This window comes from Campylobacter sp. IFREMER_LSEM_CL292, assembly GCF_025771615.1.
Taxonomy (GTDB): Bacteria; Campylobacterota; Campylobacteria; order Campylobacterales; family Campylobacteraceae; genus Campylobacter_D; species Campylobacter_D lari_D.
On sequence record NZ_JAKMQP010000009.1, the window covers coordinates 1 to 18,033 of the forward strand.

Annotated in this window: 14 protein-coding genes and 1 other RNA gene; 7 read left to right on the forward strand and 8 right to left on the reverse strand. The window is 29.4% G+C overall.

The genetic code is table 11. The features are described from left to right. Together L8T82_RS05905 and L8T82_RS05910 are read right to left on the reverse strand one after the other, a co-directional pair. Positions 1 to 1,218, reverse strand: a 1,218-nt coding sequence (locus L8T82_RS05905; RefSeq protein WP_263662897.1) for a ShlB/FhaC/HecB family hemolysin secretion/activation protein, incomplete at its 3' end; no start/stop codon positions are given. Between the two features lie 10 nt (positions 1,219 to 1,228). After that, positions 1,229 to 4,897, reverse strand: a complete 3,669-nt coding sequence (locus L8T82_RS05910) for a filamentous hemagglutinin N-terminal domain-containing protein (protein ID WP_263726106.1) — start codon at positions 4,895 to 4,897, stop codon at positions 1,229 to 1,231. Between the two features lie 164 nt (positions 4,898 to 5,061). Here L8T82_RS05910 and L8T82_RS05915 point away from each other — a divergent pair, with 164 nt between their 5' ends. Together L8T82_RS05915 and L8T82_RS05920 are read left to right on the forward strand one after the other, a co-directional pair. Next, the gene (locus L8T82_RS05915; protein ID WP_263662901.1) at positions 5,062 to 6,690 is read left to right on the forward strand and encodes a multidrug ABC transporter permease/ATP-binding protein; all 1,629 of its coding nucleotides are present in this window, start codon (positions 5,062 to 5,064) and stop codon (positions 6,688 to 6,690) included. Between the two features lie 9 nt (positions 6,691 to 6,699). Next, positions 6,700 to 7,173, forward strand: coding sequence for a GlcG/HbpS family heme-binding protein (locus tag L8T82_RS05920; RefSeq protein WP_133319039.1), 474 nt, complete (start codon positions 6,700 to 6,702; stop codon positions 7,171 to 7,173). A gap of 24 nt (positions 7,174 to 7,197) precedes the next feature. Here the strand turns inward: L8T82_RS05920 and cgb are convergent, their stop codons facing one another. Next, positions 7,198 to 7,626 carry a single-domain globin Cgb gene (gene cgb / locus L8T82_RS05925; protein WP_133319038.1) on the reverse strand — a complete coding sequence of 143 codons (429 nt, stop codon included), beginning with the start codon at positions 7,624 to 7,626 and terminating at the stop codon, positions 7,198 to 7,200. 190 nt (positions 7,627 to 7,816) lie between these two features. Here cgb and L8T82_RS05930 point away from each other — a divergent pair, with 190 nt between their 5' ends. The 4 genes from L8T82_RS05930 (at position 7,817) to L8T82_RS05945 (ending at position 12,711) form a co-directional block, all read left to right on the forward strand. Continuing rightward, the gene (locus L8T82_RS05930) at positions 7,817 to 8,821 is read left to right on the forward strand and encodes an extracellular solute-binding protein (protein WP_263661604.1); all 1,005 of its coding nucleotides are present in this window, start codon (positions 7,817 to 7,819) and stop codon (positions 8,819 to 8,821) included. Between the two features lie 19 nt (positions 8,822 to 8,840). Beyond that, positions 8,841 to 10,424: an ABC transporter permease gene (locus L8T82_RS05935; RefSeq protein ID WP_263662903.1), complete on the forward strand. Its 1,584-nt coding sequence runs from the start codon at positions 8,841 to 8,843 to the stop codon at positions 10,422 to 10,424. Then, positions 10,424 to 11,404, forward strand: a complete 981-nt coding sequence (locus L8T82_RS05940; protein WP_263662904.1) for an ABC transporter ATP-binding protein — start codon at positions 10,424 to 10,426, stop codon at positions 11,402 to 11,404. The genes L8T82_RS05935 and L8T82_RS05940 overlap by 1 nt, the downstream gene beginning before the upstream one ends. An 83-nt stretch (positions 11,405 to 11,487) precedes the next feature. Continuing rightward, entirely contained in the window at positions 11,488 to 12,711 is a 1,224-nt protein-coding gene (locus L8T82_RS05945; RefSeq protein ID WP_263662905.1) for an HD domain-containing protein, read from the forward strand. Between the two features lie 3 nt (positions 12,712 to 12,714). On the opposite strand, the gene ffs is transcribed toward L8T82_RS05945, so the two are convergent. Further along, an RNA gene (ffs, locus tag L8T82_RS05950) (signal recognition particle sRNA small type) lies at positions 12,715 to 12,812 on the reverse strand. A 52-nt stretch (positions 12,813 to 12,864) separates the two neighbouring features. On the opposite strand from ffs, the gene L8T82_RS05955 reads away from it, so the two are divergent. Next, on the forward strand, positions 12,865 to 13,308 hold the full coding sequence (locus tag L8T82_RS05955) for a hypothetical protein (protein WP_263659559.1): 444 nt from the start codon (positions 12,865 to 12,867) through the stop codon (positions 13,306 to 13,308). 10 nt (positions 13,309 to 13,318) lie between these two features. On the opposite strand, the gene L8T82_RS05960 is transcribed toward L8T82_RS05955, so the two are convergent. The 4 genes from L8T82_RS05960 to L8T82_RS05975 are packed head-to-tail and all read right to left on the reverse strand — an operon-like array spanning position 13,319 to position 18,022. Then, positions 13,319 to 14,944 carry a flagellar hook protein FlgE gene (locus tag L8T82_RS05960; RefSeq protein WP_263662907.1) on the reverse strand — a complete coding sequence of 542 codons (1,626 nt, stop codon included), beginning with the start codon at positions 14,942 to 14,944 and terminating at the stop codon, positions 13,319 to 13,321. 4 nt (positions 14,945 to 14,948) lie between these two features. Further along, positions 14,949 to 15,956, reverse strand: coding sequence for a flagellar hook capping FlgD N-terminal domain-containing protein (locus tag L8T82_RS08060; protein ID WP_263670295.1), 1,008 nt, complete (start codon positions 15,954 to 15,956; stop codon positions 14,949 to 14,951). Between the two features lie 50 nt (positions 15,957 to 16,006). Then, a complete protein-coding gene (locus L8T82_RS05970) occupies positions 16,007 to 17,680 on the reverse strand; it encodes a flagellar hook-length control protein FliK (protein WP_263726107.1) in 1,674 nt (557 codons plus the stop codon). Positions 17,681 to 17,683: 3 nt separating this feature from the next. Then, positions 17,684 to 18,022: a hypothetical protein gene (locus L8T82_RS05975; RefSeq protein ID WP_133319030.1), complete on the reverse strand. Its 339-nt coding sequence runs from the start codon at positions 18,020 to 18,022 to the stop codon at positions 17,684 to 17,686. Positions 18,023 to 18,033: the final 11 nt, after the last annotated feature.

An 18,033-nucleotide genomic window follows, 5' to 3' on the forward strand; every position in this document is an offset into this window, starting at 1 on the left:
CATGCCATTACTATTATTTTTATAATTAGTACCTAAAAAATTAACCCCATCGTCATAGATCTTGCCTAGGTTAATTTTGGTACTATAAATAAAAGTGTTATGAAAATTTCTAAATAAACCTTCTAAACCTATGCTACCTACATTAGAATGCTTATTAAAAGTTAAAAATCCAGCACTTGTATCACTAAGTATTTTATGATAAATACTTGAAGTAAAGTAAAATGATGAATTAGTATTAATCCATACAGGATAAGAAAAGTCTATACCGAAATTTCTAGAAGTACCATAAAATCCGGCATTTTCATAATCTTCTCCCAAGGAATAATTTCCTTTTGATACACTTGGAGTAATTTTTAAATTTCCTAAAAAGAAAGTATAACTAGCCCCATAGTTGATTTGTTTTTCATTGCTTGATTGTAAGTAAAAATTATAATAATCTCCCATATTAAGTATAGAATTAAATCCCATGCTGATGCCTATTCTATATTTGCCAGAACTTTCAATACCATAATTATCAGCATATAATAATACATTAGCCTTAGTATCAGGCACTACTTCTATAACTATATCAGTTTCTCCTACATTCTCTCCTGCTTGTAAGCCTGCTAGGGTTTGCACTCCATACATTTCATTGACTTTATATGCGCTATCTTCTATTAATTTAGTGGAGATAATTCTACCTTTAAGTTTTTTATCTAATTTATCTTTTATGAAATGATCTTTGATCGAGGTTTTGTTTTCTATTATGTGTTTTCCAAATACTCCTAAAGCAATGTTTAGTTCTATATTGCCATCTTCAAAATTTTGTTTTGGAATAAACACTGTTGCAGCAGGATAGCCATTAACTTGGAAATAATAAGCAACAATATTTGATACATCTTGCAAATCTTGGATATTAAATTTTTTCTGTTCATAATTTAATATGAGATTATGTAATTCCTCTTCTTCAATTCCTAAATTTTCAAAATCAATTCCTTTGTTTGTGATGTGAAAATTATAGTGAGTAAGTATTTCTTTTTCATAATGTTCTTGGTGTGTATTTATGATTTCTCTAGCATCTTGAAATTTTTCATAATTTTGTTCAGTTTTTAAATTTTCTTTTAAAGCTTTGTTTTGTGGTATATTTCTATCAGGGGATAATTCTATTATTTTTATATTGTCATTTGTAGCTCGTAAAGCACATGTTAAAATTAAGGTGCAAACAATAATCTTATGCATTTAACTTTCTTTAATTAGCACATGGGTTCATAGCTTTAAACCCATCGCTTACAATACAAGTTTTTTTACGAGCTTCTATATCAAGTTCTCCAATTTCTTTGATTATTATTTCATCTTTAACTAAATCATCTCCTAAAGAATTAAATAAAAATAAATTAGCAATATTGTCATTAATCATTGCAGGATAGTTTTGATTATTGTTTAGACTTGATTTTGCTTGATTGTTTTCTAGTGTAGGAATGCTAGGAATACTAGGTGTTAGATCAGTCCAAGGCAAATCAGGTTCAACCGGAATACTAGGTGTTAGATCAGTCCAAGGCAAATCAGGTTCAACCGGAATACTAGGTGTTAGATCAATGCTTTCTAAAATAGGTTTATATAAGTCATATTGATAATCTCCCATTATTAAAAAACTACCTTTATTGTGTTGATATTCTATTTTATTTTTAATTTCTGCTAATCCTAATTTGGAAGCTATTGTTTCTTGTTGTTTTTCTAGCATATTGATATTTTTAAGTAATTGAGCTAGCTTATTAGGATCTAGTGAAGAATTGTTTTTTATATAGTCATTATAAGATTTTTCTGCTATTTGAAGTTGTAATTTTATATTTTCCAATTCTTTTAGAAGTTGTTGTGAATTTAAAACTATATCTTTTAACTCTCCTTTTAGAATTTCTAATATACTTATTTTTTTCTCAATTGTTTTGTCTATATTTGATTTTATATTGTTTTGATAAAAATCTTTTACACCTTCTTCAAATTTATCATTATTTGCATTATTTAATCCGTTGTTTTGATAAGCCATTATAAAATCTAAACTTTGAACTATCTTCAAGGCTTGTGATTTATTATTTGCTGTATCTTTGATGAAGTATTTTGCCACAAAATCTACTTTTTCATCTTCTGTCATTAGATTATAATCTTTTTCTGCTAACATATCCAATAAAACATCAATATATATTTTATAATGCTGATTGATAAGATCTGCTAGAATTTCATTTTTGATGACATCTTCATATAAATCATCTTTACCAAGGATGGCTTCTTCTTGTATGATATTGTCTATATTTGGGTAATTAATTTCTATTTTATTTGAAAAATCTGGTTTTTTTGGTAGTTCTATAATAGGTCTTGTTATTGTATTATCTTTACTTAAAAAATCTTCAAATTTTAAATTTTTATTATCATCATTATAGGTATGAATATTAATTTTCATATCTTTCCATAATTTTAAGTCGCTAAAAACATCATTAAAATCATTCTCATGATGATAAATATGTATATTCTTAAAAGCTAAATTTACATTTTTATCGTTATAGGCACTAATAAATTTTCCACTTAAATTTTTACCATCACTTGCAAAAGATTGTATTTGGGAGTCATTTTCAAAAAATAAATATATATTTTTAAAATCTAAATTAAATTTTTGAAACATTGAACGCCCTTCAATATATCCGATAAACCCAGCAGCATTGGCAAAGTCTTTTTGTCCATAAGCTTGTATATTTTTTATATCATATATGCTTATGTTAGAAAAACTTCCTTTACCTTCTTTTTGAATCCATCCTGCAAAACCTCCAACATTCACCATTCCGCTTTTGTCTTTTTCAATCTTGCCTGAAATAGTGTCAATATTTTTTATTGTGATATTTGAAAGAGATAAATTATCACTTCTATATCCTTCTATTTTTCCTGCAAAGCCACCGCTTGCAGCACGAGTGCCTTCCATGGAGTTATTATTAATGCTTTCTATTTTTTCAGCTTCTATGCTAATATTATCAAAAACACCTCCATTAGCAAAACCTACAAACCCGCCAGCATAAGCATTTCCTGTATCAAAAAAATCTTCTTCCAATGAGCCATCTTTGTTATCTTGACTAATGCTTTTTACATTTTTAACACGCACATTGATGTTTTTAAAATAAGTATCACCAGAATCAATACTTCCTACAAACCCGCCAGCATAAGTATGGCGTAAAGTAGTAAAAGTGGAGGTTATGTTGTTTATATCTAAATTTATATTTTCAAGATCAGCATAGCCTATATTACCTGAAAAACCACCTGTAACAAAACCTCCATTAATTTCATCAATTTGTCTTATATCGATATTGCTAAATTTTCCTCCCCATACTTCTCCGGCAAAACCACCCGTATATGTTGCTTTTGTTGTTTTATCATTAATAATTTTATTTATTTGTGATATGTTTATATTTTCAAATTTTCCATTGTTAATTCCACCTACAAAACCTCCAATATGTGATCTATTTTCAAGGCTAATACCGCTGATTTCTCCTATTGATTTTATATCAATTTTGTTAAAGTTAGCACCATTAACATATCCTATAAAACCTCCTGCGTAGAGATTGTTTTTATTTTGTGTAGAGATTTTAGAGATATTTTTTAACTCTATATTTTCAAATTTACTGCCACCACTTGCATATCCTACAAAACCTCCAGTATACATTGAGTTTGATAGAATAGAATTATCGTTATAATCAATTATTATATTTTTAAATTCAGAACCATTAGCATTTCCAAATATACCAACATATCTTAAAGAATCTGATAATACATTTGTATCTATGAATATATTTTTTAAAGCAAAATTTTGTCCGTCAAAAATTTTATTATAAAAGCTATTATCTTCTATAATTTCCCAATTATCATTGTAAATAGGATCTTTATATCCTACTATCATATTGGTGCAACCATATCCTTCTATACAGTAATTTGCATAGTTTTTTCCTTTAAAATCTATATCATTTGTTAGTCTGTATTCAACAGCTGTATTTCTAAAATCTTTTTTATTTTCATTCCAACCTTTGGCAAAATGCCACCAATCAACATCTGAAGATATTCCTACAAAATCATATATGTTAAAGGAGTTATTATTATGTTTTATATTTTGAAAATCAGCTTGTTTAAATTTATCAAAAACTGCAAAAGAATTAGGATCGTAGTAATATCCACTAGCATTTAAATATATAGAACCTCTTTCTTTAGCACTTACTTCTAATTTTGATAAAGAATTTGCGTTTATATTTGATGTATCAATGTCTATTTCGTTTCCTATAAGTTTGATGTTTTTTGAGTTGATTTTGGTTAATAAATCATTTGAATTTTTAATATTTGAATTTAATAAAATTTTATTTCCTATAAAGACAACTTCTTCAGCGTTAATATTTCCCATATTAACTACATTGCCATTGTTTTTATCTAATTTTATAATGGGTGATTGTATGGTGTTTGTTTTTCCATTTGCAAATTTTTGTATTTCATCAGAACTTATTGATGAGGTTGAAGCCACAAAGCGATTAGCATTGATAGTTCCTGTTTTAGTTATGATTACTCCATTAGGATTGATTAAAAAGACATTATTGCCACTTGCATTTAATAAACCTTCTATGGTGGATTTACTTGTACCATGAGCAATGTTTAGGTAGTTTTTGTTAGAGCCATTAAAATTTACACTTTCATTTTTGCCTATGCTAAATCCCCCCCCCCATTGTATTACAGAATTTTGCCCATTTCCGTGGATATTCATATGATTATCATTTATGCTAATAGAACCACTAGTTCCATGTGTAAATTTACCACCACTAGGTAGCGCTAGACTTTGATCAAATAAGATAGAAATAACAATACCAGATAAAAGAATATGGTTAGAAAAACTAGACATCAGCTATCCTTAAATAATTATTAATATCAATATGTAATTTTTAAATATATTATAACAAAATTTATTTATAGTTAAATAAAAACAAATAAACATAAACAATATAAATAATTTATTATGCATATTTTTGTTATATAATTTGCTTTTAGAGTTAAGGTTTAGATTAAATGAAATTTTTAGTTTTTTTATTTAAAGAAAGCAAATTAAAAATCATTCTTTTTTTGCTTTTTAGTATTTTTACGAGTATATTAGGTGTATTGACTTTAGTTTTTATCAATGAATTTTTATTAAAAGCTAATCTTGAAAACTCAAATATTATCGTGTATTTTGTGCTTTTGTTGCTTGTATTTTTTGCGAGTTCTTCTTTTGTAGAAATTGCTTTAAGCTCGTTTGGACAAAGTTTTATTTTTAAAATGCAAAGAAGGGTTGTAAAGCAAATTTTAGATACAAGTGTTTTGAGTATTTTAAATACTACTAAAGCAAAGATTTTGGCTTCTTTAAATAATGATGTGCGTAGTATTTCTTTTGGACTTTTAAGACTTCCTGAATTCATACAATCAAGTGTTTTGATTATTTGTGTAAGTGCTTATATAGCTTATCTTTCTTTAGAAATTTTCTTTTTGTGTTTTGTGTGGATAGTGTGTGTTTTTTTGGTGGATAATTTTTTGATGAGCAAGGTGTATTTTTATTTTAAAAATGCTAGGGAAAATGATGATGCTTTGCAAAAAAACTATCAAAATATTTTACAAGGGCATAAAGAATTAACCTTAAATCCTTTAAGGGCAAAGTATTATTATGAAAACGAGTTTGAAAAAAATGCTCTAAAAAAGAAAAAAAGCTCCACTATAGGAAATATTTTACATATCTTATCTAATAATTGGAGCAATAGCGCCATGCTAGCTTTAGTAGGAGTGGAGTTTTATATAGCTTTAAGCTATGAACTTGCTAGTTTGCAAAGTGCTACTACTATTGCTTTAAGTGTGCTTTTTTTAAGATCGCCACTTGGAGCTATGATAGGAAGTTTTCCTACGCTTATGATGGCAAAAATCGCTTTAGATAAAATTTCAAATTTAAATTTAGAAAATTATTCTCATGAGTTTAAAATTAGTCAAAATAAAAAAACTTGGCAAAAACTTTGTTTTAAAGATGTATCTTTTTCTTATAATGAAAATTTTGCACTAAAACCTGTAAATTTTGAGCTTAAAAAGGGCGAATGCGTATTTTTAATAGGGAAAAATGGTAGTGGTAAATCTACTTTTTCTATGATTTTAGCAGGACTTTTTATAGACTTTAAAGGGGATATTTTTTTAGATGATGAAAAAATAACTTCAGAAAATATTTATGAATATAGAAGTTTAATTAGTGCGATTTTTAGTGATTTTCATTTATTTGAGCATGTTTTAGAAGATGAGAAATTTAGCAAAGAGGACTTGGCATATTGGCTTGAAATTTTAGAACTAAATGAAAAAGTAGAGCTTGTGGAAAATACTTTTAGCACTATAAAGCTCTCGGCTGGACAAAAAAAGCGCCTTGCTATGCTTAATGCTTTACTTGAAAAAAGAGATATTTTAATATTAGATGAGTGGGCAGCTGATCAAGATCCTATGTTTAGAAAGTTTTTTTACACTAAGCTTTTGCCACTTTTAAAGCAAAAAGGCATTACAATATTTGCTATAACACATGATGAAGTATATTTTGACATGGCTGATAGAATTTTACTCGCACAAAATGGTCAAATTTGTGAATTAAAAGGCGATATTAAAGAACTAGCAAAAAATGCAGTAGAAAAATTTTAAAGGATAAAAATGAAAAAATTATTTATTTTATGTTTATTTTTAGGAGTAAGTTTGATGGCAAAATCTTTTGAGCTTGTAAAAGAGCCTGTTCTAACTTCGCAAATGGTTGAAGGGATTTTGGATCTTGCAAAGAAAGAAGCAAGAAAAAATGGCTTTCATGTAAGTATTACCATAGTAGATAAATCTGGTCAAATTTTAGCAGTTTTAAGAGATGATAAAGCAGGTGTGCATACGATTAATGCTAGTTATAAAAAAGCCTACACAGCCACTTCGCAAAAAAGAGAAACAGCAGTTATTTTTAAAGGTGTAAAAGAGGGTAAAATACCTGAAGATATTCGTTATTTAGATGATAAGTTTTCTATTATGCCTGGTGGGGTACCGATTTTTATAGATGGAGTTGTTGTTGGTGGTATAGGTGTGGGTGGAGCACACTTAGATGAGGATGTAAAAATAGCAAAAGCGGGGATAGCGTTTTTAAAATAGGCTTTGAAAAATCAAAGCCTATTGTCACTTAGCTTTTGCATAAATTTCTTTTTCAATGTTTATGTAAAATTGTGCGATAGCTTTGTAAGCTTCTTCCCAAGCTTTTAGTGTAGTTTCATCTGCATTTAACACTACTTTAATAGCCTTTAAAAGACAAGCACCTACTATAGGGTAATGCTCCTCTTTGACATTTAATTTTGTATGAGTGATAGCTACTTTATCAACAAAGCTTCTCATATTTTCTAAATTTTCTACATTTTTTGCTGCCATTAAAATAGCCATTGCTAAAGCTTTTGGTTGCTCGCCTGAAGCTTGTTTTTCCATATTAAACATAGGTTTTACTTCAGGATATTCTTCAAACATGATTTTATAAAATTCTTTTGTCAAAACTTCACCATTTTTTTGTAAAATTGGTACACAATCTTTGATGATTTGAATTTGCTCTTGTGTCATTTTATCTCCTTTGTATATTGTATTCTTGATGATTATATAAAAATAAGAGAAAAAATATCTTGATTTATGTTAATTTTGTATTATTTTATTTTAAATTGATTATGTATATCAATTTAAGTAAATATAAAGTGAATTATTAATATAATAATCCTTATCAATTTCAAAATTTAAAATTAAGGAAATTTATAAAATGAAAGCAAAAGTAGTTTTACTATCTTTACTAGCTGCTATGAGCTTAAGTGCTCAAGAGCTTACGATTTATTCTCATCGTCATTATGATTCTGATAAAGGAATTTTCAAATTATTTCAAGAAAAAACAGGTATTAGTGTAAATGTGGTGCAAGCTAAGGCTAATGAGCTTGCTAAAAGATTAGAAGTTGAAGGTAAAAATTCAAAAGCAGATTTATTTATGACTGCTGATGCGGGAAATTTAGAACAAGTTCGCACAAATAATCTTTTTGTTTCAGTTAGCTCGCCTGAGCTAGAAAAACTTTCTCCAAAAGAGCTAAGAGGTAAAAACAACGAATGGTATGCTTTTACAACAAGAGCAAGAATCATCATCGCTTCTAAAGATAGAATTAAAGATGGAGAGATTAAAACTTATGAAGATTTAACTGATCCTAAATTTAAAGGTAAGGTTTTAGTAAGAAGTTCAAATAATGTTTATAATATTTCTTTGTTAAGTGCTATGATAGATACTTTGGGCAAAGAAAAAGCAAAAGAATGGGCACAAGGCATAGCAAATAATCTTGCACGTACTCCAAAAGGTGGGGATCGTGATCAAATTCGTGCAATCTATGCAAAAGAAGGCGATGTGGCTATATCAAATAGTTATTATCTAGGACATTTAGCAAATTCAAAAAATCCTAAAGATGTTGAAGCCGCAAATTCAGTAAAAGTGATTTTTCCAAACCAAGATGATAGAGGAACACATATCAATGTAAGTGGTATAGGTGTTTTAAAAACTTCTAAAAATAAAGAAGCTGCGGTTAAATTTATTGAGTTTATGCTTTCAAAAGAAGCACAAGAAATTTTAACAAACCAAAATTATGAGTATCCAGTAAATAAAGAAGTAAAACCTGCTAAAATTTTACAATCTTGGGGCGAGTTTAAAGTAGAAAAGCCAAATTTCGAAGCTTATTGGGGTAATGCTAAAGAATCTTTAATGATTTTTGATGAAGTTCAATGGAAATAATTTTAAGGAAAAATAAAATTTGAAATTTTTAAGTTTAAGGTGGTCTTTTGCCACCTTTTTTTTCTGTAGTTTAATCATACTGCCTATACTTGCTATTATCTTACACCTTCCTTTTATAGATATTAATACCTTAAAACATTTGAGTAAAAATGTCTTACCAAGGTATATTTTTGGTAGTGCTTTTATATTGTTTGGGACTTTAGTGTTGTGTTTGATTATAGGATTAATTAGTGCTTATTTGATAGCTTTTTATAAATTTTTTGGCTCGAAATTTTTTGAATGGTTTTTGATTTTACCTTTGGCTATACCTTCTTATGTAATGGGTTTTGTTTGGATTGATTTGTTTGAATTTCAAGGCTTAATTCCCACGCTTTTAGGTGTTGATAGGCGTATAGATATCATGAATGCATATGGCGTGATTGTGATTTTATCTTTTGCTCTTTATCCTTATGTGTATTTTTTTGCTAAAAATACCTTTGCTTATGGACTTGGAAATATCATTTTAAGTGCCAAAACACTTAAGGCTTCTAATTTAAAAACATTTTTTAAAGTGATTTTGCCATTTTGCCGTGTGGGTATAGTGGGTGCTTTGCTGTTGGTGGCTATGGAGGTTTTGAGTGATTATGGTTTGGTGGCGTATTTTGGCGTAGATACTTTTAGTGCAGGAATTTTTAGAACATGGGGAAGTGGTGGCGATGAAGTCAGTGCTGTGGCTTTAAGCGTGGCTTTACTTGTATTTATCGCATTTTTAATGCTTTTAGAAAAAATTCAAAGAGGTAAAAAAGGCTTTAATCAAAATGTGTTTTTACCTACCCCAAAAGATGAGTTAAAAGGCTTTAGGGCATTTTTAGCCTTTTTATGGTGCTTTTTAGTGGCATTTTTAGCCTTTGTCGTGCCTATTATGTGGCTTGTTTATTGGGCTGGGTTTGATTTTATGCAAAATTTAAGCAATGTCTTAACACCTGCATTTTATAGTCTTAGTGTGGCTTTGGTGAGTTCTTTTGCTATTGTGGGAGTGGCATTTTATTTATGTTTTGTGGTGCGTTTAAATGATACAAAAGCTTCTAAAATCATTCTTTGGCTTACGACTTTGGGGTATTCTTTACCTGGAGCTGTGGTAGCTGTGGGAATTTTAGTGATTTTGGGTGTGTTAAATTATATTTTTGATCTTTTGTCTTTTGAGTATGCCATAGGTGGTGGATTTTTAGTGCTGTTTTTTGGATACTTTGTGAGGTTTTTAGCTTCAGGGATTTTTGCAACTCAATCAGGCTATGAGCGAATTTCTAAAAATATAGACTATGCAAATTTAACCTTAAAATCAAAACCACTTAAAATTTTCACTCAAATTCATTTTCCTTTGATGAAACATTATTTAGCTTTAGCTGTGGTGATTATTTGTGTGGATATTTTAAAAGAATTACCTATTTCAACTATACTTTCACCTTCAGGTTTTCAAACGCTTTCATCGCTTGTATTTGCTTATAGTGAAAATGAGTTAATTTACAATGTTTCTTTGCCATCTTTGATTATAGTGTTATTTGGGATTATCCCTACATTTTTAATGCATTATTTGCAAAATAAAAACAACCAAAAAGGACAATAATGGAAATCTTAAAAATTGACAATCTTTACAAATCTTTTGGAAAAACAGAGGTCTTAAAGGGAATTTCTTTGAGCTTAAAAGAAGGCGAGATTGTCAGTATTTTGGGAGAAAGTGGCTGTGGTAAGAGTTCTTTGCTTGGTTGTATAGCTGGTTTTTTTGAAATCAATGATGGTAGTATTTATATAGGGGATAAACTAGTTGCTTCTAAGAGTATGTATTTAGCCCCACAAGAGCGTGATGTGGGGGTTTTGTTTCAAGATTATGCTTTGTTTCCGCACTTAAATGTAGAAGAAAATATATGCTTTGGTATAAGCTCTTTAGGCAAAAACGAGCAAAAACAAAGGCTTGATGAGGTTTTGGAAATTTTAAATTTAAATACACTTTTAAAGCGCTATCCAAATGAGCTAAGTGGTGGGCAAGCTCAAAGAGTAGCACTAGCAAGAACCATAGTCGCAAGACCAAAAATCATACTTTTTGATGAGCCTTTTTCAAATTTAAATCACACTTTAAGCGTTAAAATGCGCAAAGAAATCAAAAATATTTTAAAAGAACATAAGCTTAGTGCTATTTTTGTCACACATGATAAAGACGATGCTTTTTATTTATCAGATAATATCGCTTTGATTAAGGATGGGAAAATTTTAGACTATGGAAGTGCTAAAGAGCTTTTTTATAAGCCTAAAAATATAGATAGTGCTTGCTTTTTGGGCGAGGCATTTTTTATAGATCCAAATACAATTTTGGATGAGAAATTCAAAGCATATTTGCAAAGTAAAAATGGCATTTTGCGCCCTAATGATATACAAATTTCAACTTCACAAACTCCTTTAAAGGCTAGCGTTTTAGAATGCGTGTTTTATGGGGATTTTTATGAGCTAGGCGTGAGTTTGGAAGGACATATTTTTAGCATTTATCATCATAAAGAGCTTAGTAAAAATGATGAGGTTTATCTTAAGTTAAGTGATATAGAAAGCTTTTAATCACTCTAATTCGTTTTCAAACATATCTAAAATTTGCTAAAGATTATAAAATAAAGTAAAATCACAGCAAAAAAAGGAAATAAATGATTAGTGTAGAATTGATAGAGCATATTTTTAAAGCTGCTTCTATATCAAGGTGGAATGATTATCCTAGAATGACAAATTTAGTCGAGCTTGATAAACAAGCACATAAATTTATCATTGCTTATTTCATTGCTAAAATGGAAAAAGATGTCAATATGCGTTTTATCATAGAAGCAGGAATTTTTGAGTTTTTAAGTAGGGTGGTAGTGACTGATATACGCCCTGATGTGTATCATGAGATAACGCGTGCAAAAAATGAGCAAGTAAGTGCTTGGGTGTTAAGTAAAATCGCACCAATGATTCAAGATATAGAAAATGGTGAGTTTTTAAAACGCTATGAGCTTTTTTTGCAAGGTAAAGATTGTGCAAAAGAAAGGCTTGTTTTAAAAGCTGCTTCGTATTTTGCGACAAGGTGGGAGTTTAATATAGTTTATCAAACTAGTTCATTTTTAAGTGATATTGATGAGATTAAGGCTAAGGTTGAAGAAGAATTAGAAGATTATTATGAGTTAATTGGCGCAAGAAAAATAGCCCTTAATCGAAAAATTTCTAAAATAATCGATCTAAGCGGACGCTTGCGTTTTCAAAAAAGATGGGCACAAACTCCAAGGATTCCAGAAACTGCGGTTTTAGGACATATGCTTGTGGTAGCTATTTTGTCTTATTTTTATTCTTTAGAAGTAAAAGCATGCGATAGTAGGATAGAAAGCAATTTTTATTGTGCTTTGTTTCATGATTTGCCTGAAAGTTTAACTAGAGATATCATCTCTCCGGTAAAATATGGCATAGATGGTTTAAATGAAATTATCAATGAGTATGAAATGAAACTTATTAATGAGAAAATTTTACCTTTTATACCACTATCTTTCAGGGAAGAATTTAGTTATATACTTGGTATTAGAGAAGGACAAAATGAAGAAAGTGCCTTTGTAAAAAATGAATTTGAAAATCGTATTTTTAATAACAAGCCAAGTGTTTATAGCGGTAGTTTGGATGCGGTTAATGAGGATCGTTTTAAGGCTATTGATGGAAAGGCTTTGAAGTATTGTGATAAGCTAGCAGCTTTTATAGAAGCGGCTTTATCGATTAGCTATGGAGTAAAGTCTAAAGAACTTGAAAGCGGTTTTGTGGGAATGTATGAGTATTTTAAAACAAATCCGACTATTAATGGGGTAAATTTCTTTAGAATTTGTGAGGATATTAAAGGGTATTTTAAACTTTAAAACCCTCTCCCAGATGACTGCGGCACACACTAAGTCTAAGTGCTCTGCTGTGTTCCCACCCTGAAGCGGTGCTTAAAAATAGCATTGCACAGGTCTAAGAGAAGGCAGTTGAAATAATATCTTAAAATATCTTAAAAAACATTGAGGTGAAGCATGTTGAGTATATTTGCAAATTTTTTATCTAAATTTAGAGAATTTTTTGTTCCCAGTCATCTGTCTTTAGAATTTAGAGCAAAATCTTTTGCGGCTATTATTGTGGCAAATAAAAATATAAAAGCAGAAATTTGGCAAGTTTTAGCTGATATTGCTAGTGAAATTTATCCAAAAGATAAAAGTAGGCAAGCAATTTTGGTGCAAACTTCTAAAGAATATGTAGATAGAGTTTTAAAAAATGAGCTTAGTTTGGATACTTTACTTAAAAATATTGCTTTGCTTTTGAAAAAAAATCCAAGATATATACAAAAGATAAAATTTGATAAACTTGAGCGTTTAATAGATAAAAATGAAGAAGAATCTTTGGTTCAGCTTAGGGTGTATGAATTTTTTGAGCAAGAGGTAAAATATATCTTAGAGCAAAAAAATATAAATAAAACATGAAAAGCTAAAATTAGCGTTTCATGTTGATTGCTTTTTGTATCATTTGATCGGCTGTTGTGATACTTTTACTACTTGAATCATAAGCTTTTTGTAGAGTGATTAAGTTAGTAAAAGCTACCGATAAATCTACATTAGATTGCTCTAAATAAGAACCTTTAAAAGTTGCTGTGCTGAAATTTCCATTAGCATCAAGTAAAAAAGTTGGATTACCGCTATTTCCTGTTTGCCCATAAAGATTTTCCCCTAGCTTTTCCAAGCCTTGTTCGTTTGTAAAATTAAACAAAGCAAGTTTTGCCATAGCTATTTGATCTCCATTGGTAAAAGTGGCGATGATAGTACCATCTGTGTTAATAGAATAATTATTTAAAAACCCCTCGCCCTTACCATCTGTTTGTGTATGCACTGAAGGTTGTTTGTTTTGTAAAGCATGAAGCCCATCATAGCCTGAATTTGGTATATTTGGATCATAATAAGAACCAAGATTTATATTAACCCTTGTGCCATTATTATCTACCGAATTTAAGGTGTTAGATACTAAAGCTCCAGATTCGTTAAAAGTGATTAAACCTTCAGTTGTTCCACCTATTTTATTGCCATCATTATCATACACTTGTGCAACAGCTTTGTATTCTAAATCTGTACCATTTTGCGGTAAAACTCTATCTAATTTAACTTTTACCCAACTAATAGATCCATCAGGATTTATTAATTTTGCAGAAAGTTCTGTGCTATCAGCTACTTCTTTTTCAACGCTTAAGTGAGATGATTCTAATTTGGCTGTTTCTAAATCGACTTTATCTAGTTTTTGATTGTCGATACTAAAAGCTAAATTTTCATCTAAAGTAGCTTGTAATGTTTGACTAGCACCCTTTTCATCAGTGATTTTAAAATATATAGTATCGCCAGGTTTTATACCATAAATTTGTTCATCTTTTACACTACCTGAAATTTTTACACTACCATCTTCATTTTTACTAAATTCAAATTTAGAAGCATCTACATCTACATTTACTGCTTCTGTTTTGGTGCTTGTGTCTAAATTTCCACTCCAAGTTATATTCTGCGTTGGTTGAGGTGGTAAGTAAAGATTTTTAGGTACAGAAATAGGTCCTTGAGTATTAACTCCGCCCATTTGTAAATTCTGTCCAGGTGTTCCACTCCAAGCTGTAGTGACTTTTTGTCCCATAATCTGACCAAACATATTAGAAACTCTATCGCTTAGTTGAATTTCTTGTAATGATGGATTCATAGTTCCAAGTACATAATTTCCATTTGAATCTACTAAAAATCCATTTGCATCAGGTTTAAAAGCACCATTTCTAGTATAATAAACCCCATTGGCATTACTTACACCAAAAAAGCCTTTTCCAGTAATTGCTACATCAAATTCATTATCAGTAGAAACTAACGGACCTTGTTCAAAAATATCATTAGTAGCTCCTGCTACACTACCATAACCAGTTTGACCTTTGTTATATGATTGTGTTGTTATGGTGCTATAAAATACATCTTTAAATGCCACATCAGAGTATTTAAAACCGACTGTATTGACATTGCTTATATTATGAGCGGTATTGTCTATACCATAACTTTGGGATTTTACTCCATTTACTCCATTGTAAAATGCTGTAAACATGATTTTATCCTGTAATCTCTTTAATATCTTCCCATTTAACCCAGCTACCGCCCATACCAACTAGAGCTTCACCTTCTTCAAATTTAACTCCAGTGATAGGATAAGCACCATAAGTTGAATTAACGGTTGTGCCATCTTCACCTATATAGCTTGCTCTTACATAGTATTTTCCAGATGGTACAGGACTTCCACTATCATCTGTTCTATCCCAAACGATTTGTTTCATACCAGCACTCATATCTTTAACACTCATTGTTCTTACAGGATCTCCTGCTTCATTATAAATAGTAAATGTTACAGGTGTGCTGTCTGATTTATAAGCTGAATCAATCTTTGCTGTTTTGATATCAACACTTGGGGTATGTCCTACTATTTTAAATGTTTGATCTTCTCCAACTACTGCTTGAACAGTTTCTTCTTGACCTTTGTCATCTTTTAATTTTATATGTATAGTTTCTCCAGGTTCAGCTATTTCTTTATCAACTTTACCTGTTATATCTAGTTTATCTTCGCCATTTTTCTTAAGTTCAAAACCTTCAATATCAATATCAGTCTTTTTACCTTTTTGTGGTTCTTGTGGTAAATACATATTAATTTGAAATTGTATATCATCATCTGCCACTACAAGGTAATTATCTTTAACTGTTGCAAGCTTTCCAACTGCAGCTAGTGCGCTCATACCTGTGCTTGCTGCAATAGAATTTTGTAGTTTTGTCATCGCAGTTACAAGTTGAGTCATGGTTTTATTAGTATTATCTTGCATTTCAAGTGCTGAAAGTTGTGCCGTTTGGGTAAGCATTTTTTCAGTATCCATAGGATCTGTTGGATCTTGATGTTGGAGTTCTATTAAAAGAAGCTTTAAAAACGCATCCTTGTCAAGTTCTGCCCCAGGGTTGTAGATCAACCCGCTATCACCTTCACCGGCTCTAGTGCTTCCTTTAGTATTTGGCATATCTTTAGTATTAAGCGTTGCTAAAGGACCTTGAAGGGTTTGTGTGTTTATATTTGACATAAAAATCCTTTTTTATATATTTTTAAAGCTCAAAGCAAAAAATATTCCATTTAAAAATATTTTGCTAAAACCATTTCTAACCTCGGTTTTTCTTGAATTTCTTTTTCAAAATTCACCTTATCTTCTTTGCTATTGTTGTTTTTTTGTCTTTGCGGATTGCTTTGTTCTTTTCTTTCTTGATTGCTAAAATTCATTTCTAAATTTGTAAATCCCATATTTACAAGAGCATTTTTAAACTCAGCTTGATGTTGTATAAAAAGATTTAGGGTATTTTGATTAGAGTTAAAGCTAATATTTAAATTTGAACCCCTTTGGACTAAAGTTACTTCTACTTCTCCAAGATTATGTGGATTAAGAGTTATACTAAAGCGAGTTATAGGTGCTTTGTAGCTTTCTAGTTTTTCTTTAAATTCTTGGGCAAAATCATTGAAAGTTTCTTTCATAGGAATATTTTGATTTTTTATAAAATTATTAGAAACCCTATTCATTTCCCTTACATAAGAATTTAAATTCTCTTCACTATGATCATTTTCATCTTTTGAAAACTCTTTTGTGTGTTTAAAAATATCACTAAAATTATCTATATTTTGATTATTTTTATCTATTTTTAAATGTTTATCTTGAGGGGCCAATTGATTTTCTAAGTTAATTTTTAAATCTTGATTTTGATTTTGTATATTTTGAGTATTTTTTATATTTGTTAATTCAGTTTTTAAATCTTTTGAATTTTCTAAAACAGAACTTATTTTTTTACTAAAGCTATCTTCGCTAATAGTTAGTTTTTCATTCTTTAATATTTCTTTAAAATCTAGCTTTTCTTTTTCTTTAATATCTTTTTTTAGGTTTGTGTTTTGAGTAAGATTAATTAACTCAATATCACTTAGTTTTTCATTGAATTTTGTTGTTGTATTTTGGATATTTTTTGCGTTTTTTATTTCTTTTTCATCTTGAATTTGAATTTTTTCTACTAATTTTTCTTTAAAATCTATGTTTTGAATGTTTTCTTTTGCTTGTGTTTTTATATCTTTTTTTGGAAGTTCTATATTTTTTAAAGCAGAAGAAAGCAAAGACACACCTTCGTTTTCTTTGCTTTTTATATTTTTGCTTGTATTTGGTTCTTCTTTTAAAAGCTTGGTAATTTTTTGATTGATTAAATCTTGAAAAACATTAGTATTATTATTTTGTTTTGGTATTTCAAAAAAACCTTTTTTATCAAGATTTGGAAAGGCTTCTTTTAAATCTTTAATTTGTTCAAATTTTATATTTTTGATGTTTAATCCAAGCTCTTTTGCCACATTAAAAAGCTCATTAATATTTTTTATATTTTTTAGCTTGTGTAGATTTTTTTCAAGAGCTAAAATAGCAGTATTATCCTGGACAAGTTTGTTTAGTTTTATATCCTTGCTATCGCTTTGTAAAACCTCCAATAAAGAAAGAATTTGCATAAAATTTGCACCCTCAAAAAGCTTCAAAGCATCTTTTTCATCCAGCGGTATTTTATCTTTGACATCATCTTTTAAAATTTTATCATTAACTTTATCATCTTTTTGTGGAGTCTTGAAATCTTTTGGTAAACTTCCATCTTTTTCATTTATTGCTTGCAATAAGGAATTTAAAAATTCCTCGCCATCACTTTGTGAGCTAGCGTTTTCTTTACTTGGGTTTTCATTTTGTGGAGTGATGCTTAGTAAGTTTAAAGCATCACTAGCTTGGATATTAGACATTAATTAACCTACTAAAAAATTATTTTTTGCTAAATTTGGAAATAAATTTTGTAATTGTGCTGCACAATCAAGTTTTAAATTTTCATGAGTAAGATTAAAATTTTTAAATATCACTAATAATTCTTCTATGTTTTTAGCATTTAAAACCGCATTTTCATTTTGCGCATCATCTAAAATTTCACTTACTTTACTTGAAAGTTTTGCATAATTTAATTCTTTTTCTTCATTTGAATTTATAACTTCTAAATAATTTAAAAGTTCCATAAAATGCTTACTATTTAAAACTGAAGTTCCTTGTTTTTCTAAGTTAGCGTTAAAGATTTGAGTATTTAGGTTTGACATATTTTTCTCCT

Excerpts from the sequence above, each read along its gene's own strand:
- L8T82_RS05910 (WP_263726106.1), bottom strand. The coding sequence starts at position 4,897 with ATGTCTAGTTTTTCTAACCATATTCTTTTATCTGGTATTGTTATTTCT.
- L8T82_RS05915 (WP_263662901.1), top strand. The coding sequence starts at position 5,062 with ATGAAATTTTTAGTTTTTTTATTTAAAGAAAGCAAATTAAAAATCATT.
- L8T82_RS05920 (WP_133319039.1), top strand. The coding sequence starts at position 6,700 with ATGAAAAAATTATTTATTTTATGTTTATTTTTAGGAGTAAGTTTGATG.
- cgb (WP_133319038.1), bottom strand. The coding sequence starts at position 7,626 with ATGACACAAGAGCAAATTCAAATCATCAAAGATTGTGTACCAATTTTA.
- L8T82_RS05930 (WP_263661604.1), top strand. The coding sequence starts at position 7,817 with ATGAAAGCAAAAGTAGTTTTACTATCTTTACTAGCTGCTATGAGCTTA.
- L8T82_RS05940 (WP_263662904.1), top strand. The coding sequence starts at position 10,424 with ATGGAAATCTTAAAAATTGACAATCTTTACAAATCTTTTGGAAAAACA.
- L8T82_RS05945 (WP_263662905.1), top strand. The coding sequence starts at position 11,488 with ATGATTAGTGTAGAATTGATAGAGCATATTTTTAAAGCTGCTTCTATA.
- L8T82_RS05955 (WP_263659559.1), top strand. The coding sequence starts at position 12,865 with ATGTTGAGTATATTTGCAAATTTTTTATCTAAATTTAGAGAATTTTTT.
- L8T82_RS05960 (WP_263662907.1), bottom strand. The coding sequence starts at position 14,944 with ATGTTTACAGCATTTTACAATGGAGTAAATGGAGTAAAATCCCAAAGT.
- L8T82_RS08060 (WP_263670295.1), bottom strand. The coding sequence starts at position 15,956 with ATGTCAAATATAAACACACAAACCCTTCAAGGTCCTTTAGCAACGCTT.
- L8T82_RS05970 (WP_263726107.1), bottom strand. The coding sequence starts at position 17,680 with ATGTCTAATATCCAAGCTAGTGATGCTTTAAACTTACTAAGCATCACT.
- L8T82_RS05975 (WP_133319030.1), bottom strand. The coding sequence starts at position 18,022 with ATGTCAAACCTAAATACTCAAATCTTTAACGCTAACTTAGAAAAACAA.